This is a genomic window from Maricurvus nonylphenolicus (genome assembly GCF_042854845.1).
GTDB classification, from domain to species: Bacteria; Pseudomonadota; Gammaproteobacteria; order Pseudomonadales; family Cellvibrionaceae; genus Maricurvus; species Maricurvus nonylphenolicus.
In genome coordinates this window covers 1,943,192-1,964,512 of sequence record NZ_AP031498.1, presented here as the reverse complement: position 1 = coordinate 1,964,512, position 21,321 = coordinate 1,943,192, and the positions used below count along the sequence as shown (strand labels likewise).

General features: G+C 50.0%; 22 protein-coding genes. 8 read left to right on the top strand and 14 right to left on the bottom strand.

Features of this window, described 5'->3' with window-relative positions; all coding sequences use genetic code 11:
* Positions 1-33: 33 nt before the first annotated feature.
* From ACGHZ6_RS08455 to ACGHZ6_RS08435, 5 genes are all read left to right on the top strand, one after another.
* Positions 34-639, top strand: coding sequence for a nitroreductase family protein (locus tag ACGHZ6_RS08455; RefSeq protein WP_390618397.1), 606 nt, complete (start codon positions 34-36; stop codon positions 637-639).
* 125 nt (positions 640-764) lie between these two features.
* The gene (locus ACGHZ6_RS08450) at positions 765-1,184 is read left to right on the top strand and encodes a MarR family winged helix-turn-helix transcriptional regulator (protein WP_390618396.1); all 420 of its coding nucleotides are present in this window, start codon (positions 765-767) and stop codon (positions 1,182-1,184) included.
* A 78-nt stretch (positions 1,185-1,262) separates the two neighbouring features.
* Positions 1,263-4,475 carry an outer membrane lipoprotein-sorting protein gene (locus ACGHZ6_RS08445; RefSeq protein ID WP_390618395.1) on the top strand — a complete coding sequence of 1,071 codons (3,213 nt, stop codon included), beginning with the start codon at positions 1,263-1,265 and terminating at the stop codon, positions 4,473-4,475.
* Entirely contained in the window at positions 4,475-5,770 is a 1,296-nt protein-coding gene (locus tag ACGHZ6_RS08440) for a DUF1302 family protein (RefSeq protein WP_390618394.1), read from the top strand. The genes ACGHZ6_RS08445 and ACGHZ6_RS08440 overlap by 1 nt, the downstream gene beginning before the upstream one ends.
* A gap of 114 nt (positions 5,771-5,884) precedes the next feature.
* On the top strand, positions 5,885-6,619 hold the full coding sequence (locus ACGHZ6_RS08435; RefSeq protein WP_390618393.1) for a UPF0149 family protein: 735 nt from the start codon (positions 5,885-5,887) through the stop codon (positions 6,617-6,619).
* Here ACGHZ6_RS08435 and ACGHZ6_RS08430 read toward each other — a convergent pair.
* The 3 genes from ACGHZ6_RS08430 to ACGHZ6_RS08420 are packed head-to-tail and all read right to left on the bottom strand — an operon-like array spanning position 6,611 to position 8,822.
* Complete coding sequence (locus ACGHZ6_RS08430) at positions 6,611-7,324, bottom strand: pseudouridine synthase (protein WP_390618392.1); 714 nt, start codon at positions 7,322-7,324, stop codon at positions 6,611-6,613. The genes ACGHZ6_RS08435 and ACGHZ6_RS08430 overlap by 9 nt on opposite strands.
* A gap of 6 nt (positions 7,325-7,330) precedes the next feature.
* On the bottom strand, positions 7,331-7,768 hold the full coding sequence (gene trxC / locus ACGHZ6_RS08425) for a thioredoxin TrxC (RefSeq protein WP_390618391.1): 438 nt from the start codon (positions 7,766-7,768) through the stop codon (positions 7,331-7,333).
* A gap of 52 nt (positions 7,769-7,820) precedes the next feature.
* Positions 7,821-8,822 carry a helix-turn-helix domain-containing protein gene (locus ACGHZ6_RS08420; protein WP_390618390.1) on the bottom strand — a complete coding sequence of 334 codons (1,002 nt, stop codon included), beginning with the start codon at positions 8,820-8,822 and terminating at the stop codon, positions 7,821-7,823.
* A gap of 127 nt (positions 8,823-8,949) precedes the next feature.
* Here ACGHZ6_RS08420 and ACGHZ6_RS08415 point away from each other — a divergent pair, with 127 nt between their 5' ends.
* The gene (locus ACGHZ6_RS08415) at positions 8,950-9,915 is read left to right on the top strand and encodes a phytanoyl-CoA dioxygenase family protein (protein WP_390618389.1); all 966 of its coding nucleotides are present in this window, start codon (positions 8,950-8,952) and stop codon (positions 9,913-9,915) included.
* Between the two features lie 6 nt (positions 9,916-9,921).
* Here ACGHZ6_RS08415 and ACGHZ6_RS08410 read toward each other — a convergent pair whose 3' ends face one another.
* The 3 genes from ACGHZ6_RS08410 to ACGHZ6_RS08400 all read right to left on the bottom strand — a co-directional run bounded on the left by ACGHZ6_RS08410 (position 9,922) and on the right by ACGHZ6_RS08400 (position 13,588).
* Positions 9,922-11,301, bottom strand: coding sequence for an FAD-binding oxidoreductase (locus tag ACGHZ6_RS08410; protein WP_390618388.1), 1,380 nt, complete (start codon positions 11,299-11,301; stop codon positions 9,922-9,924).
* A gap of 149 nt (positions 11,302-11,450) precedes the next feature.
* Positions 11,451-12,326, bottom strand: coding sequence for a hypothetical protein (locus ACGHZ6_RS08405; RefSeq protein ID WP_390618387.1), 876 nt, complete (start codon positions 12,324-12,326; stop codon positions 11,451-11,453).
* Positions 12,326-13,588, bottom strand: coding sequence for a hypothetical protein (locus tag ACGHZ6_RS08400; RefSeq protein ID WP_390618386.1), 1,263 nt, complete (start codon positions 13,586-13,588; stop codon positions 12,326-12,328). The genes ACGHZ6_RS08405 and ACGHZ6_RS08400 overlap by 1 nt, the downstream gene beginning before the upstream one ends.
* A gap of 305 nt (positions 13,589-13,893) precedes the next feature.
* Between ACGHZ6_RS08400 and ACGHZ6_RS08395 the strand changes: the two genes are divergently transcribed.
* Positions 13,894-15,099, top strand: a complete 1,206-nt coding sequence (locus tag ACGHZ6_RS08395) for a DUF3089 domain-containing protein (RefSeq protein ID WP_390618385.1) — start codon at positions 13,894-13,896, stop codon at positions 15,097-15,099.
* Positions 15,100-15,140: 41 nt separating this feature from the next.
* Here ACGHZ6_RS08395 and ACGHZ6_RS08390 read toward each other — a convergent pair whose 3' ends face one another.
* The 7 genes from ACGHZ6_RS08390 to ACGHZ6_RS08360 all read right to left on the bottom strand — a co-directional run bounded on the left by ACGHZ6_RS08390 (position 15,141) and on the right by ACGHZ6_RS08360 (position 19,426).
* Positions 15,141-16,022, bottom strand: a complete 882-nt coding sequence (locus tag ACGHZ6_RS08390; RefSeq protein WP_390618384.1) for a substrate-binding periplasmic protein — start codon at positions 16,020-16,022, stop codon at positions 15,141-15,143.
* Between the two features lie 89 nt (positions 16,023-16,111).
* Positions 16,112-16,576 carry a DoxX family protein gene (locus tag ACGHZ6_RS08385; RefSeq protein WP_390618383.1) on the bottom strand — a complete coding sequence of 155 codons (465 nt, stop codon included), beginning with the start codon at positions 16,574-16,576 and terminating at the stop codon, positions 16,112-16,114.
* 13 nt (positions 16,577-16,589) lie between these two features.
* The gene (locus tag ACGHZ6_RS08380) at positions 16,590-17,372 is read right to left on the bottom strand and encodes a putative DNA-binding domain-containing protein (protein WP_390618382.1); all 783 of its coding nucleotides are present in this window, start codon (positions 17,370-17,372) and stop codon (positions 16,590-16,592) included.
* Positions 17,362-18,276: a DUF692 family multinuclear iron-containing protein gene (locus tag ACGHZ6_RS08375; RefSeq protein ID WP_390618381.1), complete on the bottom strand. Its 915-nt coding sequence runs from the start codon at positions 18,274-18,276 to the stop codon at positions 17,362-17,364. The genes ACGHZ6_RS08380 and ACGHZ6_RS08375 overlap by 11 nt, the downstream gene beginning before the upstream one ends.
* Positions 18,277-18,307: 31 nt before the next feature.
* Positions 18,308-18,592, bottom strand: a complete 285-nt coding sequence (locus ACGHZ6_RS08370) for a DUF2282 domain-containing protein (protein WP_390618380.1) — start codon at positions 18,590-18,592, stop codon at positions 18,308-18,310.
* 35 nt (positions 18,593-18,627) lie between these two features.
* Positions 18,628-18,963 (bottom strand): thioredoxin family protein, encoded by a 336-nt coding sequence (locus ACGHZ6_RS08365; RefSeq protein ID WP_390618379.1) that lies wholly within the window; start codon positions 18,961-18,963, stop codon positions 18,628-18,630.
* Positions 18,947-19,426: a YHS domain-containing (seleno)protein gene (locus tag ACGHZ6_RS08360; protein WP_390618378.1), complete on the bottom strand. Its 480-nt coding sequence runs from the start codon at positions 19,424-19,426 to the stop codon at positions 18,947-18,949. The genes ACGHZ6_RS08365 and ACGHZ6_RS08360 overlap by 17 nt, the downstream gene beginning before the upstream one ends.
* 195 nt (positions 19,427-19,621) lie before the next feature.
* Between ACGHZ6_RS08360 and ACGHZ6_RS08355 the strand changes: the two genes are divergently transcribed.
* Positions 19,622-20,449: a helix-turn-helix domain-containing protein gene (locus tag ACGHZ6_RS08355; protein ID WP_390618377.1), complete on the top strand. Its 828-nt coding sequence runs from the start codon at positions 19,622-19,624 to the stop codon at positions 20,447-20,449.
* A gap of 3 nt (positions 20,450-20,452) precedes the next feature.
* Here the strand turns inward: ACGHZ6_RS08355 and ACGHZ6_RS08350 are convergent, their stop codons facing one another.
* Entirely contained in the window at positions 20,453-21,304 is an 852-nt protein-coding gene (locus ACGHZ6_RS08350; protein WP_390618376.1) for a substrate-binding periplasmic protein, read from the bottom strand.
* Positions 21,305-21,321 lie beyond the last annotated feature (17 nt).

Genomic DNA, 21,321 nt, shown 5'->3' with positions numbered 1-21,321 from the left:
TTTAAGTGATTCACCAAGGAGAAGCATTGAGACATGAATATTTTTGATGCAATCGAGCAACGTCGCTCGGTTAAACACTATGATCCAGCCGCCAGTATGCCAGAACAGGATTTTGAAAAACTGATGTCCGCCATGCTGTTATCACCCACCTCATTTAATGCCCAGCACTGGCGTGTTGTGCGTGTACAAGACAAGGCGCTACGGGCAAAAATCCAACAAGCGGCCTTTGATCAAGCCCAAGTAAGTGACGCCGCCGAACTGATTGTACTCTGCGCCGATATCAATGCCTGGCAGGATCGCCCCGTGCGTTACTGGGCCAACGTTGACGAAAGCGTACGCAATGTGATGCTGCCGATGATGAAGGGATTTTATGAAGGCAAAGAACAGCTGCAACGGGACGAAGCCCTGCGCTCCTGCGGTATTGCCGCCCAAACCCTGATGCTCGCCGCAAAAGGCCTGGGTTATGACAGCAACCCCCTGATCGGCTTTGACGCTGAACAGGTAGCTGAACTGGTCAATCTGCCCGAAGGGCATCTGGTCTCTATGCTGATTGCCGTCGGTAAAGCCCAGCAACCCGCTCGCCCCCGTGGTGGCCAACTACCGTTAGAAGAAATTGTTGTAAACAACACATTTTCCTAACACACCCCCCAAAGAGCCCAGGGCACAAGACCCTGGGCCCTCCTTACCTCCCCCTCTCCCCTGCAACATCTCCCCATCGCCCTCTTGCATTAAATGCATATACATGTATTATATTTGCCATGGAGATGAAAAAGTCCGACATTTGCCTGGCCCACGTACTGCGTCGCGCCGATCGCGTGGTTACCCAGATCTACAACGATTACCTGGCACCGCTGGATATTCGCATTACCCAGTTTTCCGTGCTGCGGGCAATCCACCTGTTGGGCACAACCACAGCCGTTCAAATCCAGGAAACCCTGATTATGGAACAGGCGACCGTCTCCCGCGCGCTCAAGCCCCTGATCCGTGATGGGTATATTCAGGTTTCCGAAGGTGCCAATAAACGTGAGAAAGCCCTGTCGCTGACCCAAGCTGGCGAAGACTTATACCAGCAGGCTCAAGCCCCCTGGGAAGCCGCGCAAAAACACCTGCGCAAGCTGATTGGCAAAGGCCAGGATGATCAATTGATCGAGCTGAGCCGACAAATCGTCGCAGGTAAAGCCTGATTTTTTAAACCCTTAATACATGCATATGCATCACTCAAACCAAATACATGCATACACATCAATAAAATGGAGAATCCCATGAGCACAAACCACCCCTCCCTGGTTACCCCCCTGTTCAGATGGATTGTGAACCACCCCAAACGGATTGCCTTATTGGGCCTGCTGGTGATCGTCGCCTTTGCCACGCAGGTGCCCAATATCACCCAGGACACCCGCTCCGATGCCTTTTTGGCGGACGATAATCCTGCATTGGTGTATCGCGATAAGGTGAAAGCCATCTTTGGTCTTAGTGATCCCATGGTGATAGCCGTCGCCTCCGACAGCTCTATCTTTACCGTGGATGCCTTAAATGCGGTTCAGGCGGTTACCGAGATCGCCACCGATGTGGCCAATATCGATCCCGACGGTGTAAAAAGCCTGGCCACGGAAAACAACATTATCGGTACCGATGACGGTATGGAGGTAGAAGCCTTTTACGAAGCGCCACTGAGCTCTGCCGACGAAGCAATAGCAGTGCGTGATGCCATTAGGGACTTCCCCCTGTATCAGGGCAGCATGGTGGCACGGGATGAAACCGCCACGCTGGTGATTGCCGAATTACTCGACGAGCAACAGGCCGAACAAACCTATGACGATTTGTTACAGGCGCTGAACCAACTGCAATTACCCGAAGGTGTTAGCCTGTATGTGGCCGGTGAAGGGGCTATCTCTGGCTACCTGGGTAGCTATATCAGTAGCGATGCCCAACGCCTGAATCCACTGGCCGCGCTGATTATTACAATAATTGTGTTTTTAGCCTTCCTGCGTTTCAGTACCACCCTGGCCGCCAACCTGATTATTGCTTCATCGGTGCTACTGACCGTTGGCACCATGGCTATGAGCGGTGTGCCCTTTTATGTGATAACCAATGCCCTGCCGGTCATTCTGATTGGCATTTCAGTGGCGGATACCATTCACATTTACAGTGAGTATTTTGAGCGCCGCGCGCTGCACCCGGAAGAATCGGTTAACGATGCCATTGTGTTCAGCATGGAATCCATGTGGCGCCCCATCACCTTAACCACCCTGACCACCGCCGCCGGCTTCCTGGGTTTGTATTTCGCCGCCTATATGCCGCCGTTCAAATCCTTTGGTTTGTTTACCGCCTTTGGTGTCACCATGGCCTGGTTGTATTCCATGCTGTTTCTACCGGCATTAATGGCAATTCTGAAAAGCAAGGTACAGCCCGGCTTGGCCAAAAAAATCGCCAGTCAAAAACACGATTTTTTTGCCAAGGCTATGGTACTGCTCGGTATCTTCACCCGCCGTTATGCCCGCGGTGTTGTCACTACCGCTGGCATTGTGATTGTGGTGGGTGTTGTAGCAGCCAGCCAATTAATTGTTAACGAAGAACGTATTGAAACCTTCAATAGCAACGAGCCTCTGTATAAAGCCGACAAGGTGATTAACAACCGCTTTGATGGTAGTAACTACCTGGACGTCGTGATTGAAACGCCTACCGAAGAAGGGATTTTCGAACCTGAGGTGCTGCGTAAAATCGAACAGCTACAGGCCTACGCCGAAACCCTGCCCAACGTAAACGGCTCGACGTCGGTGGTGGATTACCTGAAGCAAATGAACCGCGCGTTAAACGAAGGCCAGGCCAGTGAATACAAGTTACCGGACAACAAAGATCTGGTTGCCCAGTATTTTCTGTTGTACAGCGCCTCCAGTGAACCGACAGACTTCGAGGAAGAAATCGATTACGACTACCGTCTCGCCAATGTCAGAATCAATATGAACACCGGCGCTTTCAACAAAAATAGAGACGTGGTGGAAACCATGGAAACCTACCTGCAAGCTCACTTTAATGACGAGCAGGTAACCGGTACCCTCAGTGGCCGCGTTAACCTGACCTACCACTGGATTAAAGACCTGGGCGTAAGCCACTTTACCGGCGTTGCCATTGCATTGCTGTTGGTATGGCTGGTTTCCTCTCTCCTGTTTGGTTCAACCCTGGCCGGTGCCTTTGCCCTGCTGCCAGTGGCCACCAGTATTCTGCTGGTATATAGCGCTATGGTGGGTTATGGCATTCCTCTGGGGATTGGTACCTCCATGTTTGCTGCGGTTGCCATTGGCTTAGGCGTCGACTTCGCTATTCATACTATCGATCGTCTACGCCACTTGTACCAGCAAACACATAACATGGACAAAACCCTGGCCCAGTTCTACCCCAGCACCGGCCGCGCCTTGTTCTTTAATTTGCTGGCTATTGCGTTAGGTTTCGGCGTGCTGATTTCCAGTAAAGTGGTTCCACTGAATAACTTCGGCACCATCGTTGCGATCTCAGTCACCACCAGTTTCTTTATCAGTATGACCTTGTTACCGGCTCTGGCACTGTTGTTTAAACCCCGCTTTATCACCGGACATAAAATCGACAATCTGGATATCGATAATACCGGTATCACCCTGCTCTCCCCCACCACTAAAACCGTGATTGCCGTGTCGGTTGTGAGTTTAGTGGGCTGGATGCTGGTATCAGAACAAGCCCTTGCAGATAACAGCACCACGGGTGATTTACCCGAAGGACGCTGGGTCATGCAACAGGTAAACAATGTCGATGACGGCGATGCGGTAAGCCGCAAGCTGACCATGAAAATGATCGACAAACGTGGCAAGGAACGCGTTAGGGAGACCGTGGGTTACCGTAAATATTTCGGTGAGGAAAAACGCACCGTACTGTTTTACCTTACACCGCGTAATGTGAAAGACACGGGTTTCCTGACCTACGACTACCCTTCCATTGAGGTCGATGATGATCAGTGGCTGTACCTGCCAGCCCTGCGTAAGTCACGCCGGATTTCTGCCTCGGATCGTGGTGATTATTTCCTCGGTACCGACTTCAGTTACGACGACATCAAAAAAGAAGGCAAAATCGAAATTAACGATTACCAGTTTACAACCCTGCGCCAAGAAGTGATTAACGGTAAAAATGCCCTGGTGGTTGAAGGTATTCCGGTCGATAAAGAAACCGCCAAGGAGCTGGGTTATGGTCGCGTAGTAAGCTGGATTGATACTTCTAACTGGGTGGTGATTCGAGCCAAGTACTGGGATATAAAACTCAATGAGTTAAAAACCCTGGACATTAGCGACATTCGCCAGGTTGAAGGTATCTGGACCCGCCATCAACTCTACGTACAAAACCATAAAACCGGGCATATGACCCAGTTTGTATTCTCCGATGTGGATTACAGTTCACCGGTTAAAGACACCCTGTTTACTCGCCAGGCCCTGTCCCGAGGTGCACGCTAATGAACAAGCCTGTGCTATTACTGCTGGGCCTGTCATTAAGCGGGCTAAGCAGTGTTAACCATGCCGCTGATATCAGCGGCATGCTCAAAAGCCAAAGCGCAGTTGCCACCAACAGTGGTAACACGCAACAACAGGAATGGTTACTGGATGTGGAATACCAGGGTAGTCTGTTAGGCGGCGATCTTACCGCCATCGGCCGTGTGCGCTTGGATACCGATGACGATCTTAACCGTCGCGATAGAGCCAGCAGTTTTTCATCCATCAATGGGCCGGTATTTAACGGCCCCGACGGCGCAGTAGAACTGCGCGAACTCTACTGGGATAAAGCCACCGCCTCCAGCTACTGGCGCATTGGCAAACAACAGGTTGTATGGGGTGAGGCCGACGGCCTGAAACTGCTGGATGTGATTAACCCGCAAAGCTACCGGGAATTTATTCTCGACGACTTTGATGATTCACGTATCCCACTGTGGATGGTGAATATGGAATACAACTTAAACGACAACAGCGTGTTACAACTGCTGTGGATTCCCGACACCACCACTCATGAGCTGGCCCCCAGCAATTCGCCCTTCGCCCTGAGTAGCCCGTCACAGGTTCCGCAGGTGAATGGCAATAACAACATCGCCATTAAAGAAGCCGAAGCCCCCGGCAAACTGTTTAAAGACAGCGATGCCGGCCTGCGCCTGACCAGCTTTATTGGCGGCTGGGATATCTCACTGAATTACCTCTACCACTATGTAGACACACCCGTGGTACGCGCCCAACTTCAAGGCAGCAATATTAGCGTTACACAAACCTATGAACGCAGCCACCTGTGGGGCGGTACCGCCAGTAACGCGTTTGGCGACTGGACCCTGCGCGCCGAATTCGCCTACGAAACCGACCGCTACCATCGCACCGAATCTTCTCTGCCCGGTGTCGAAAAAGCCGACCAATGGAGCAGCGTGATTGGTCTAGACTGGCAAGGCTGGAGTGATCAGTTTGTCTCCATGCAATGGTTTCAAACCACCATTACCGGCAGCGACAATCCACTGGTCAACGATAAGCGCGAAGAAGTGATCAGCCTGCTGTGGGAATCGACCTTTTACAATGAAACCCTGACCCTGTCCTGGCGCCACTTGCATTCACTCAATAACAAAGACGGCCTGGTACGGCCCAAGGTGATTTATAACCTGCAAGCCAATCTGGATATTTACGTTGGAGCAGATATTTTTTACGGCGACAAGCAGGCGCTGTTTGGCCAGTTTAAGGAAGAAGACCGTGTCGTATTGGGGTTTGAGTGGGGGTTTTAAGCAGAGCTCAATCAAAAGACCCAATTTAGGTATGAACGGACCCAAATTGGGTCTTATCAGGTGTACAATCGCATCTTACCTGATGTACATACCTCAAAACTAAAGGGCACCAGCATGGAAGATTTTGACTTCGATACGCCAATCACGGATGAAGAATGGGACACACTCGAAGACTTCCTCCTTGACCAGCAGGAGATCACACCCTTTACTACCCTTTCCGCCCTGGATGGTTTTCTAACAGCCGTAGTCAGCGGCCCGGAAATGATCCCGCCGAATGAATGGCTGGCAATGGTATTTGGTGGCGATATGGAAGCGCCGCAGTGGAAAAGCGATGAACAACCCGAGGTAATTATTGGCTTGCTGCTGCGCCTGATGAACAATATCGCCACCGTCATGGCGGAAACACCGGATTATTTTTCACCCTTGTTTCTGGCCTACCGGGAAGAGGATCAAGAAGCCCCTGAAGATGAAATTATCGTGGTTGATGAATGGTGCCATGGCTATATTCAGGGCTTTATTATGAGACGCCACGCCTGGGAAGGCCATGATGAAGCACTTGAAACACTGATTCAGCCGATCTTCGTTTTTGGTACCGAGGAAGGCGCAGCCCTTATCGAATCTCTCAGTGCTGAGGATGAAAAAGCCTTAAAAGAATCCATCCCCGATCACGCGCTGTCCATTTACGAATACTGGCTGGAAATTCGCGCGCAAGACCTTGAAGCCGAAGACTTCTCCTATCTTGATGAACCTCAGGAACCCTTTTTCCGCGTCGAACCCAAGGTAGGCCGTAACGATCCCTGCCCCTGTGGCAGCGGCAAAAAATACAAAAAGTGCTGTGGTTTAAACTAAACCTTCAGCAATCGGGTAAGGACAGACCAGCTCCCGGTACTCACCAGGGGCTAAGTTCGAATCCAGCTCAAGATCACCAATCGACAGTCGGTGCAAAGCCACCACCGGATTACGAAAACGGCCGAACATGCGCTTAATCTGGTGGTAGCGCCCCTCTTGCAATACCACCTCTGCAACATGATCACTCAGAATACGCAGCGTGGCCGGACGTGTGGTTAACCCCTCAAAAGGAAAATACATACCTTCAGCAAACGCCGCGATGTAATCCTCTGTCAGGGGATTGGCCAATGTAACTCGATAACATTTAGGCACCTTGGACTCGGGTTGCGTCAACGCGCGCGACCAACGGCCATCATTGGTTAGCAGCATCAAACCTGTGGTATTAAAATCCAGCCGGCCAACGATATGTAAACTGTCACGCGCAGGATGATCCAGTAAATCAATCACCGTCGTGTGCTTGTCATCCCGTGTCGCACTCACAACCCCGACTGGTTTGTTGAGCATCAGGTATGTCGGTTTTCTGGCTTGCAGTACGTCACCGTCCAGCGTCACGTGCGTAAACTCATGAATCGGCTGCTGAATACAGCCCGCAAGTTCACCATCCACACTGATCCGGCCACGGGCCAGCATCAACCTGACATCGCGACGGTTAACACCGGTATGGCTGCTGATAAACCTGTCCAATCGGGTACGGCTAACCTTCATGCGCGTTTAGCCAACACCCTGCTGACTCAGCCACTGCTTCAACTGTGGCAAGGCGACAGCACCGGAAAGCCGCGCAATTTCCCTGCCCTGCTTAAACAAAATCAACGTGGGAATCGAACGAATTTTCCAACGCCCTGCGACCTGCTGATTAGTTTCCGTATTGAGCTTGGCCAGGCGTACATTGGGCTCCAGCTCACGTGCAGCCTGTTCAAAGGTAGGCGCAAAGCTTTTACAAGGGCCACACCAGGGCGCCCAGCAATCGACCAATACCGGGATCTCGTTATGGTTAAGCACTGCGGCGACATTGGCCGCGGTAATATCCATCGGTTTACCGGTAAAAATCGGTTTCTTGCACTTGCCGCATTTTGGCCCATCACCCAGGCGCTCGGTGGGCAGGCGGTTTTTGGCGTTGCATTTGGGGCAGGTAACATTGGTGGTGGACATGGCGGATCAACAGCTCGATAACAAAAGGCGGATTATAAGCCAAAATGCTTAGCTAATCCTTGCTGCGATACTCTCCAGGAGCCAATCCCGTGGCCCGCTTAAAGGCACGCCCAAAATTGGAGGTATCCTTATAACCCAGGCACTCGGCGACATCTGCGACAGTTAATTGCCCTTCTTTCAGAAACTGCTGCGCCTTGCCAATGCGGTAATCGGTAAGCAATTGCCGAAACGACAACTGCTCCTTTGCCAGGCGCTTGTGCAAGGTACGGGCAGACACGTGCAGCATATCGGCAATCTGTTCCTGTGAGGGGTAGTTACCCTCGTATCGATCCAATAGCTGCTTAATGGCTTCACCAAGACTACGGGAAGACTGCAACTGCTCACTAATACTCTCACAGGCTTTCACAAATAACTGATGAGTCGCTGGGTCGGAACTCATCAAAGGCGCATCCATATAGCTCAGAGGAAATTCAATGAATAACGTAGAACTGTTGAAGTGCAGGTCGTAGGGAAATTTATCCTGGTATGCACTGTTGCTGGGAAACGGAAAATGAACGGCAATATCACGCGGTAAATAACCCACGGTATCTTCCAACAATTTGAAGGTTCCACTCACAACGATCTGCGCATGAAACTCTTTGTTTTTATCAATGCTGGGAGGGAATACGCTCTTGACGAAAACCCTGTCGGCCTTTTGCTGACTGGTAAAATGGGCAGGAAACAAGGTATCGGTAAACCGCGTAATCAATTTCATCATATCGGCAACACAACGGCAGCTGCTGATAGCACCGCCCAAAGCACCATGGCTTACCGGCGATAAACGTTTACCAAAGCGAACCCCCAACCACGGATCGTCACAGTGCTCCACCGCAATATCGCAAGCCTGAGCAAACTGCTCCAGAGATATAAAACCTTCCGGTATTTCTGCCAGAGGCTGGCATAACGCCTGGGCGTCGGCCAACGCGGAAGGCGCCACCTGATACTCAGAAACCAGCATATCCAGCAATGACTGGGTATAACGAGCGGGCAGGCGCTGGGCAAATTCAATGGTCATAGTGTGAATAACGGGGTTCCGAAAATGACCATACTACGCGCGAAAAGTGATCTGTTGCAAGCAAGCCCTGAAATCTACGATAGCCATACCGATTACAAGAACGCTACCGAATAGAGGAGCACAACTTATGACTTACCCCGCGTACCCCAAACGCATGCTGACTGAAGACGAAATAGAAACCTTTCGTCGCGATGGCGTGGTAATGGTAAAAGGCCTGCTGGAAAGCAACTGGCTAAACCTAATGGAAACCGGCCTGGAAGAAGCCAGATATGCCGCCTCACTGATGGGCAAAGCCATGTCAGCCAAAACCAAAGGTTACGAAATGGACGCCTATTTGTGGAAACGCAACGATGCCCTCCGCGATTTAATTTACTACTCCCCTTTTGCCCGCTGGGCCCAACAGTTAATGGGTAGCGAAGAAGTACGCTTCTTTTACGACCAGATGTTTGTCAAAGAACCCGGCACCGATGCCCCCACACCGTGGCATCAGGATATGAGTTTTTGGCCATTAGAAGGTGATCAAATCTGCTCATTCTGGGTGCCGCTTGATCCAGTCACGCGCGTTAATAGCGGCCTGCAATATGTAAAAGGCTCACACCGTTGGTCGAACCGCTACAAAGCCATTTCCCCGGATTACAACTCCGGCTTGCTGGAAGATAAAACCCTGGAAGATGTGCCCGATATTAACGCCCACCCGGAAAAATACGAATCCACCTGCTGGGATATGGAACCCGGTGACGTACTTATATTTCATCCACTGACATTACATGGCTCATCCGGTAATACCACACGCAACCATCGCCGTCGCGCATTAGCCTTGCGCTGGCTTGGTGACGATGTGCGCTTTTATCCTTCTGATACGCGCATGCCCATCGCTTACCAACACAATGCCAAACCCGGTGATAAAGTCAGCGGTGGTGCATTCCCCAGGATTTTACCTGAGCATATCCCCGCTGAACGCGCGCTGCGAGCCCATGGCCCGGAACGCATGCAAAGTACCGTGATTGGTCGAAGTGCCTGGAAGACCTTGCGCGCATCAGTAAAACAACGACTACAAGGTTTTAACAAAAAAGAATTGGAACAAACCTGGTAAGCCTAATTACGCACAGGCGATATCAATCACCTTACCGGGGTTAAGAATCCCGGTGGGATCCATTGCCAATTTTAAGGTGCGCATCAAGGCAATTTCTGCATCACTGCGACTAATAGCTAAATGACGTTTCTTTTCCTGGCCTATACCATGCTCGGCAGAAATCACCCCGTGGCGCTCACGCAGGGCGCCATAGACAATATTCTCAACAGCTTGCTTAACCTCAGGCGCATCACTACCCACCGCGACGACAACATGAATATTACCATCGCCCAGATGACCAAAAATAATTAAGCGGTTGTCTGGCCATTGCGCATTTATCTGCGTTTCAATATCGGCCACATAAGCTTCCATATCGGGCAAGGGTACACTGACATCAAACGCAAACAGTGGGTAAAGCGCGTAGATAGCTTCCATATCATCCCGAATAGCCCAAATCGCTTCACGCTCTGAGGTAGATTTAGCCAACACCGCATCTGCCACCAAACCACTTTCAAACAAATCTTCCATGGCGGCATGAAAACGTTCGTCATCCGCGGCAATATCACCACCCATAGCTTCGATAATCACATAGTAGGGATAATCCACAGGTAACGGCAGACGATGCTTGTCACTGTGCTGGGTAATACAGCTGTAAAAGCTGTTCCACATTACCTCAAACGAACTCATACTACCGCCCAGAGCACTGTCGGCTCGCCCTAACAATTCAGTAACCTGCTCAAATGAACTCACCGCCACCAATGCCGTATTCTGGCTGCGGAATTTAGGCCGCAAACGCAACACCGCGCGAGTAATAATCCCCAGCGTACCTTCGGAACCAATAAACAACTGCTTAAGATCGTAACCGGTATTATTTTTTATCACCGACTTCATGGAAGAAATCACCGTACCATCAGCCAATACCGCCTCCAGCCCCAGCACCATGTCCCGAGCCATACCGTAACGCACCACTCTATTACCGCCGGCATTGGTCGACAGGTTACCGCCAATAGTCGCCGTACCCCTCGCACCTAAGTCCAACGGAAACATCAGATCACGCTCTTCGGCACACTCCTGTACCTGCTGCAAAGGCACACCGGCTTCAACCCTCATTGTGCGTGAGCGTGTATCGATGGATTGGATATTGTTCATACGCTCCAGCGAAATAATTATCTCGTCAGTTTGCGCACACTGGCCACTCACCAGCCCGGTCCTGCCCCCTTGCGGTACCACTGACTGGCCTGCGCTATGGCAAAGTTTCATGGCTTGGGATAACTCTTCGGTAGACGCTGGACGGATTAAACCGCGGGGGATTACAAAGGCACAGGCTGGGTGATCCCTAAGCGCATCGCCCTGCAGGAAGCCTTTATCGCCAAGCAAATTGGCCAATTGGGTGAGTAGATCTGACATGATGAGCCTCCTTGGTGCCACGGGGTTTGGAGTGGCTTTTGGAGGACTCTAGCAAGTGGGGATTGGGGGATTTGTTATTGGGTTTACATTTGGGGGGGATTGGAGGGTTTGGTTGATTTACATCAAATCGCTAACGAGAAAGCCCTGCATTAAGCTAGGGCTTTACTACCATGTAGCTTCAGATACTCATTCCATTCTGCATCTTGCTCATCCGTCGTAAACTTGATTGGAGGGAATTCACTAACAAGGTCCTTGTTCTGCATACCCTCTAAAGCTAGATCTTGTTGTAGTATTGCTTCTTTCGATAAATCAATATTTATACTGGCAATAATGTTCTTTACCAACGCATCCATACTTGATCTATCGATCATTTCATCCTTGTCGTTAAGGTTACCAGGCATTATCTGATCGAGCCCAAATGAGAACTCAAGAATTTGAGAATCACCGACTGGCATAAGAAAATATTTCATATACTTGCCGGAGTTATCAGTTTCCGCATTCGGAACTACATCAAAAGTTACTCCAGTAGCAGGAAGCCCTTGAGAAGGTTGCCAGTTTACTGGAGCTATCCATTCTGCCCCACCAAACGAAATATCGCTTTTATATCTGGCTTCTAGATATTTTGAAATCGAAAACTCAAATACCCGAGGGTTAAAGAAGGAAGTACTTTCATCATGCTCGGAGGGCATGATAACTGAAACTGACATATTCAATTCAGCTATAGCACCAACAAACCAAGGCCCATAGAAACTCCAAGAACGATTACAAAGAGGAATAAATCGCCATGAGTCTTGATCAACTACACCGTGACTAAAACGTCGGCTGCTATCATTGTCGATACTGTAATGACCTACTGGGGTAACATTCTCAGCCGAGCTATATTGAGTTTTATGCTTTGGAGCCAAAAATCTTATCTTTGATCCAGCTAAAGAAAACTCGACCGGCTTTGCCGAATTGATATCGGGTCCTTGAGGAGTACAATATTCATTCAGCTCTCGGAATTTAATAGGTGAATATTTAATCACTAGAACTTACTCTTAATCTTTGCGTGACGGTGCGGTAGATAAGCCTCTACCAAAGTACTTCCTAAACTTGCCGTACCTTTAACAACTGCAAAAGCAGCCAGGAATGAAGCAACAGCTGGAACGGCAGCAATAGAGCCAACACTTCCTCCAGCAGTAACAGCTAAAGCCCCCGCGACAGTAGCTCCTGTATTTACAGCTGTTGACATATTATTGCCGCTAGCTATCAAATCCGAGCCAGCATTTAGTAACGAGTAGTTCTTTTCAGACCTATAGCGCTGTATCGCATGAGCAAAGTTTCCAAATACGCCAACCCCACCTACAAGGTCGTTAGGGTTTAGCAGATTACTTTTGCTCATGCTCCTCTCTACTTTGAGCTTCAAATCATTGGCAATAGTATAAGCCTTATTTAGTGACGTAGTAGGTCGGTGCATAAAGATATAGTGGTTTTCAAGTTTTACACCCTGCTGAACCAGTATTTTCATAGCCTGGGTTAAAACGCCCGAACCACCAAATTCAGATATCCAGCAAACACCTTCAATATCGCGCGCATCATACATTGTCTTAGCAAGTAGAATAGCTGACTCATGAAGATCGCTGTCTGTTTCCGGGTTCTGTGCTTGTCGAGCATTAATGAGCCCACCAATCTTTTTGGGGCCGGGAGTGAAGTGCATATCAAAACCACGATCGTCAGCTCGAGTCCCGCCTATCGAAAGAGGGGAGTTAACTATATAAGGCGCGGTATTGTTAGCTGCATCATTCACATGACCATGACCTTTATCAGTCACACATACCATCCTGTCAGTAGACTCATCAATCTTAGCCTCAGGCAATATTTTAGCCTTCCAAACACCAGCGTCTTTAGTAACTTCATGGAGAGCAGGCTTTTCTCCTCTCTTTTGAAGCTGAAAATAGTTAGTATCCGCTTCCAAATTTACAATCTTAAACTTTCCGGAATCCAATTTTTCAACGGTAACCCTACAACCGGGCAACACAACAAAAAACTCTCCATTACCATAAGCGACTGATTTATTGGATTTAATGAAGACATTCTGTAAATGCAAGCGTCCAGCATTTAATGAATGAATACCGTTAACGGCTAATCTGGCCCAGTGGTTGCCTTTATCCGACAAAGTAACTAAGTTGTCGTAAACTGGCTTCACAGCAGGCACACACAGAACTGTTACGCCGCTAGATTTACCGGCGACAACTTGATCCTGTAGGAAGTGTGGTGGTGGGGTATTGGGAAGAACACTACTGTTCATAAAGTATACATCCTTTGTATCACGTCCATGTCACTGACATTTGCTCAGTGCTCCAGATGCATATATTAAATTACATCAACTGGAACGAGAATAGAACTTAGGTGCTTTTACGCTAAAAACTGGACAATACATCACAAAACCACACTTTTGCCTGATCCCCAGCTAAGGAGAACCACCTAGTCATACAAACACTCAATTTCGCTCCCAACTCCCAGCCTGAACCATGTAGAATAAATTTCAGTTACGGTAAAGGGCTGCCCCCGGCCCACCAAACGGATTTCTAAACTACCCATGGAACTACCAACATGAAGATACTCAAAATCATCGGTATTACTGTCGCTGTACTTGTACTCGTTGTGTCCGGATTAGTGGTTACCGGTTATGACAAGAAGCTGGCCATGCAGGCCTTTGCCGCTTATGGCAAACCGGATGGGGTATTTCGGGCTGAGGATGCTGTGGCGCCGCCGGACTACACCAAAGAAGAGTTCTGGGCCGCTTTGCCTGGCAAAAAAGATCCGGCTGATTTGGTGCCTGCGGGTGTATCCGCGATTACCCAGGGCGAGGGTAAGGTAGATACCTTTTTTATCCACCCTACTGGCTTTTTAAATGCGGGCAGCTGGACCTCCCCCATGGAACTGGATTCAACCACCGAGGAAAACACCCTGTGGATGATGGCTAACCAGGCCAGTGCCTATAACGGTTGCTGTAATGTGTATGCGCCACGTTACCGCGAGGCCAATATCTTTGCTTACTTCAGCGATGCCGAGGTGCGCGACACCATCCTCGACTTTGCCTACCAGGATGTGAAGGCAGCCTTTGAGCACTATATTCAACACGAAAACCAGGGCCGTCCATTTATTCTGGCCGGCCACAGCCAGGGCACACACCACGCCAAGCGCCTGCTGGCTGAGGTTATTAATACCTCTGACCTGCACCAGCGTATGGTGGCGGCCTATATTATTGGTGCTGTGGGAAACCCGCTGTCACCAGCCTGGTTTGCGTCTATGGATAATATCTCGGCCTGCCAGTCGGCCACCGATCTGCACTGTGTCATTCACTGGGATACCATGGCTGAAGACAGCGACCCGGTTGAACGAGCGGAGGCATCACTGTGCACCAACCCATTAACCTGGGAAGTGAACGAGGAATATGCCGAAGCCAAGCTTAATGAAGGCGCGGTGGTTCCAGTAGGTACCTACAATCTCAACTTTGGTAACAACGAAGACCTTGCCACTGGCCAACGTTTTGAAAACATGACAAGCCCAATTCCCCACCGAACTGGCGCACAATGTCGCAATGGCACGTTATTCGTTGCATCACAGAAGGATAGTGAGTTTGATGCTATGGGCTCCGGTGCTACCGGCAGCTACCACGGTTTGGATTACGCGCTGTTTTATATGAATATTCATAACAACGCCAAGCTGAAAGCCAATACTTTTTTGCAACAGCTAAATGCTCGCAAACAGGAAACCGCTTCACCAGCAAATGAACAACAAGCCAGCCTCGATTAAAACCATCAACTAAAGAAGATGGCAGTCCGGTGATGTTGTAGTTATGTATCACCTTGGGGTGCCATCTGAAACCACAATTCCTGCCGGTGCAACGGTGTTGCTTCAGGCAGGAACGGGTTTTCCAAATGAAACACCTTTCTACCGGCCAGGTTTGATCGCTTTAGGTAATCACCATAGTGGCGATAAAACAACGCATCAAACTCGCCGTTAGCAATCAGCTTTTCCAGGCCTTGCTCAATATCACGGGCCAACTCATCGGCCTCGGGGTTAACAAAAAAGTACAACGCCTCGGGGTAAATCATCAGCAGGTTAGGATCGACCATGAGCGCTTTGTCAGCATGACGCTCATTTTCAGGCCAGGCTTCGGTAATAGCACGGGGAAAATAATCAATGCGCCCCATCGCCAGCATTTTAAATAAACCGGAATAGGAGCTGGTAGCCAATACCCTGAAATCGTTATGACGCAAAATACCGACATCAGGCCAATCGTGTCCCTGCCCCGCCGACATCGCCTGCACTTCCTCGCGGGTAGTGATGGTATTAAAACGAGGCAGGTCGGATTGCCTAATCAGGGGAATTCGCCAGCCCAACAAACCCTTGTCAATGGGTATGCGAATAACCCTTAGACGTTGCTCACGCTGAATAGACGTCGCACTCCAGACAACATCAAGATCCCTACCGTTTTCGACATTTTTTAATGCACGTAGCTGAGTATCGGAATGGTCACTGGGCTGCAACTGATAATCCTTGCCAGACTGTTGCAATACTAAGTCCAGTAGCTCTGCGGGATAATCTTGACGGGGGTCAGCAGCGCTGTCCGCTCTGGGGTACACCACATTAATGGCAGCTTGGGCAGGCAAGGCATGCAGGCACATGCCCATTGCCAAAATGATACACCTCATGCCGAGGCTAAATGCATTCACGCCTGTACAATCCTTATTCAGCGCTTTATAGGGGCAGCAATTTTACCCTAAAAGTACCAGTAAAATGAATAAGGCCTCAGAAAAAGGCCTTACCTGATAGACCTCTGTAACCACTTCACCTTCAGTAGCTTATCCAGTGACAGCAACCCGCCACCATAGACAACCACCTGCGCCAATAACACACCCCACAGCACATGCAGGTACATCGCCGCTGGCGCTATATCGGCAAGGCTAATAACAGCAACCACATTCACCACAAAAAGACTGAGCGCCGCAAACCGGGACATCAAACCCACGGCCAATAACACCGGGAAGACCAGCTCACCAAAGGTCCCCAGATAGGCCGCGGCTTCAAACGGTATAAATGGTACCTGATACTCTTCCTCAAACAGGAACAGGGTTGTATCCCAATCCTGGATTTTGGTTAAGCCCGCCCAAAAGAACACCTTGGCGATGTATAAACGAATGACCAGTACAGCAATAGAGTGAAGCTTATCTAAGCCCTGGGAGGCCAATCGGTAATAGCCATAAAATTGATGAATAAATTGAGACATAAGCATTTCTCCGTTAGTTAATTTCTACAAGTTGTTCAATCCACTGATTTTCCAGCGCGTTGGAAAGCCAGTGAGAAAAATCGAATTGGGGATGGCGATCAAGCAACTGCCCCAGGCTGTTGCCTTGCAGCACATCACAACACCAGGCGTACTCTGCATCACTGATCCGCTGCAGCCTCGGTGCATTTCCCTGGCGATGAATAATCAGATGACATCTGCCCTGGTGCTGCTGCAGTTCACGCGCAAGTAAATCGCTATCCAGCTGCAAGGATTCCTCAGTTGGCTGATGAGCGCGCCAGATAATATCCACCGGAAAGTCACTGGCCATTACCTGCACACTGTCAGCCAGGCAAAAGCCAATGCGCTCGACAGGGGTGTCGGCCAGATGCGACAGACTTGCCTGCACCAACGGTCGATGTGCCGAGCGCGATGCGTTATGAACTGCCCACTCAAGCTGAGCCATATCGGCCAGATACGGGTGCTCTTCTATTAATGACGAGGTTAAAAGCAGCTCTTTAAGATCACCGCCCCAGTCAGCCCAATCCCCGGTCGCCGGAGGAGAGCTTTGTAGCAACATGCGGGCAAGCACCGTCATGGCCACATGGCCCAGCAGTTGTTCGATGACCGGGTAGCTGATACTCAGGGCTCTGGCTGCTGTAGCCAGCAAGTTATTCTGATATACCTGTAGGCCACGGGCAAAACCTTCACTGTATTTGGGGGCAGCTTTCTGCAAGCCATAAATCATGGCAATTAGCTGTTGCTGGCGATCAGCCAATGCGTCTTGTTTATGCGACATGGCTAGCGCCCTCCTGTGCATAGAAAACATTGTCGATAATGCAGCGGGCCTTTAACGCTTCAGCCACCAGGATTGGCCAGGCCGGCAGATCGTTATCCCATTCAATTAAGGTGGCGATGGGGCCTGTGCGCTGAATGGTGTACTCATACAACGCCCAACATTCCTCTGAAACCGCCTGACTGTGATCATCAATAATTAACTCAGGCGAAACGCTTGGGGTGTACCCCGCCAGATGTAACTCACCGATTAACTCCGACGGAATAGCGTCTACCCACTGCTTGGCAACCGTTAATGGATCACCCTCAGGAAAATTGTGTGCATTAACCAGCACATTATTTAGATCTACCAACAAACCACAGCCGCTTCGTTGTGCCAGCGCCACCAAAAACTCAGCTTCGCTCATTGTGGTATCGTTAAATGCGATATAGGCAGACACATTTTCTACCAGGATCTGGCGACCAAAATGCTGCTGAACACGATCAACATTATCGATCAGTAATTGCAGGCTCCTGGCCGAATATTCCAACGGCAGTAAATCCCCCGCATGTACCGAATGGCCATGCAGCTGGCTCCAGGTGAAACACGCATGGTCAGAAATCAACACCGGATTTACGCGCTCCGTTAACAACGCCAATTTTTCCAAATACGCAGCGTTAATACCGCTGGCAGAACCTAAACCCAGCGATGTGGAGTGCAAACTTAGCGGATAACGCTCTGATACATCCTGTAGCAATGACAGCGATGCGCCACCTTGGGCAAAAAAGTTTTCGGCATGCACCTCGACAAAATCGATTGCCGATGTCCCGCTCATGGCATCGCCATAGTGAGCATGGCGTAACCCCACCCCCACCCAGCCAGAAGACGGTTTGGGGGATGGTTGATTGAATGTGCTTGAGCGAGACATCTGGACCTCCTGCAAATAAGGCAATGCAAATCTAGGATTTATTCTCTTCAGCGTAACGACGCTTGGCTTCGGCTTTCAGCATGCCGCCGATACTTTCACAAGTACCCTTGGCCACCAGCTTCCACTCACCGGGGTCGTTATCGACTTTAGATTGCGCAGCACAGGAATGGGTACCTGCTAAATTGGCACAATCGTTTTGCCCAGCTTTGGCCACGCCGTAACACTTTTCCTTACCGCCCGCATGAGCAGGCAAACTGGAGATAGTGCCCAAAGCAACCATCAGTGCCGTTGTTGCAATACGTTGTTTCTGATTCATTTCAACTACCTTCCTATTCAATTGAGGAACCCAGCCTACTTAGCCAGATATTTATCCAGCCACTGCACCAGTGAATCCAAGGGAGTGGCGCCCACTTGGCGGGCAACAACCTCCTTCTCACTGGCGAGTACCAGCGTGGGCACGCCTCGAACATTAAAATCAGCAGCCAGTCGTGGATTAGCATCAACATCAATCTTGTGAATATCCACCCGGCCTTCAAACAGCGCCGCGATACGCTCTGCGGCAGGGGCCATCTGTTTGCAGGGGCCACACCACTCCGCACTGAACCACAGCAGGCTCAAGGGCGGGGATGCGGCCTCAGTGCCAGAGGCCGCCGCTGCATTGTCTGCGGAGTTATTCGTCCTCTTCATTGGCTTCAGCTACAGACAGGTTTTCAATACCAGACCATTTACGGTTGGCGGAATGTACATAGCCATCAACATCTGTCAGCCACTTCTTCTGAACATCTTTGTTGAGGTTCAGGTAGAGTTTGTTGTCATCAATGTAGAAAGCCTGTGGATCAACATCGAACTTTTTGTTCAGAGAGACACCAAAGGCACAGTAACCACCATACTGTGGTGCATAGCGATCGGCATCGGCTTTAAACAAGTCGCGGTTCTTTTTGCTGGAGAAACGGTAGATTGCCCCATCGTGGGTAGCGGTATACTTTGCGGAGCCCTCAACGGCTTTATTCACAGTGAAGTAAGCCACTGGATCGTAACCGTGGATAGCCACATCATTGGAGCCAATATTCACGGCCGAAGCAAAACTCAGGCTGCTGAAAATAAGTGCGCCTGCAGCGGTGGCCAATTTAAAAGTTTGTTTTACGTTCATGCTGTTTTCCTAAAGTTAGAAATATCTATGGGTTGAAAGAGGCAGAACCGGTAAATGGTTGATCGCCCTGCCTGTGATGAGTAGATTAGGGGTTTTAGGGCAGCAGAAAGCCGCAGGGCATCCACAAAAATGTGCAGATCGTCCTAAATCACAAAAATTAGGCTTCAAACGGTAAAACGCTGAATAGGTAGCAGGATGGATGAACTAAGCGCGCTATTGCAGGATCTGGACTTCAACGCGGAAGTATTCTTCAGTGGTAGCCTGTGTGGCCTGGAAGTGTTCGAAGAGCAAGAGAATACCGGCTCACTGCATATGCTGAAATCGGGCTCGATGACCATGATCACCGAACAGGGCCACCAACTGACGGTAGATAAACCCGCCGTAATCTTCCTGCCCTCTGGTAGCCAGCACCGTATTCAGATTAAGGAGTTAACCGAGGCGGAACTGGTGTGTGCCAACATTCAGTTTCAAACCCGGCAGAAGACCACCCTGGTCGATAGCCTGCCCAAGTTTCTGTGTATTGATATCGAGCAGGATGAAGTGATCAATACGGCGGCGCAGTCGATATTCGATGAAGCCTTTAACCGTGAACACGGCCGCCACCTGATGATTAACCGCCTGTGCGATATCTTTATTTTGCACATACTGCGCTATGTTATTCGCACCGGCATTGTGGAGTTAGGTATGCTGGCCGCCAACACCCACCCCCAGCTCGCCAAGCTGATGCAGGCCCTTACCGCCAACCCCGAGCAGCCCTGGGCGGTGGAAACCATGGCAGAATCAGTCGCCATGTCGCGATCAAAATTCGCGGCACTGTTTAAGGATTCCCTGGGCCAGGCGCCAATGGAGTATCTAACCGATTTACGCCTCAATAAGGCCAAACAGCTGCTAACGCAGGATAAGCCCGTAGCCGTGGTTGCCAATGCCGTGGGCTATGACAGCCCCTCGTCCCTGTCACGCGTGTTTAAGCAGCGTTTTGGCATAACCCCCAAGCAGTGGCTGAAAGATCAGGTCGGCGGGTAACGGCTACTCAACAGGCTCCATCGGCAACCACAACTCCTTGCGGTCGAGCGGCGTCTGTTCGGGTAATTGCGGGTTTAACAGCTGGAATACCTTTCGCTCGGCAACCCTGGCACGTGATAAATAGTCGCCATGATGACGGTTAAACAATGCATCAAACTCGCCACTGGCTATCAGCGTTTCAAGCCCCCGCTCAATATCATGGGCCAACTCATGATTCTCTTTATTCACAAAAAAATACAAGGCGGATGGGTAAACCAGCATAATGTGCGGATCGACTACCAGCGCTTTACCAGTATGCAACTGTTGCTCCAACCAGATTTCAGCAACTGAACGCGGGAAGTAATCTACCCGACCTGCGGCAAGCATTTTAAACAGCCCGGTATAAGAAGCGGATTTAGCCACAGTAAGACCATTTGCCTTGAGCACATCCACATCGGGCCAGTCATGCACCTGCCCTGCCGTTAACGCCTGGAGATCCTGCAGGGTGTTAATAGCACCAAACCTGTCAACATCATTGGCGCGAATCAGCGGAATGCGCCAGCCCAGCAAGCCCTTATCTATGGGAATCCGAATAGGCCGTAAGCGTAGCTCCCGCTCTTTAGAAGTCCCCGACCACACCACATCAATATCACGCCCAAGGCGCATATTTTTTAGCGCACGCAGCTGCATACTGACATTGTGATTGACCTGCAAGCGATAGTCTTTCCCCGATTGTTGCAGGGCCAAAGATAACAACTCAATAGGGTATTTTTGCCGGAGATCATCCGTGACTTCGGTTTTGGGATACACCACCGTAATAGCCGCCAACACCTCAATGGGCAACAACAATAGCGTCAACAACCTTAACGTTTTCATAAGGTATATCTTAACCT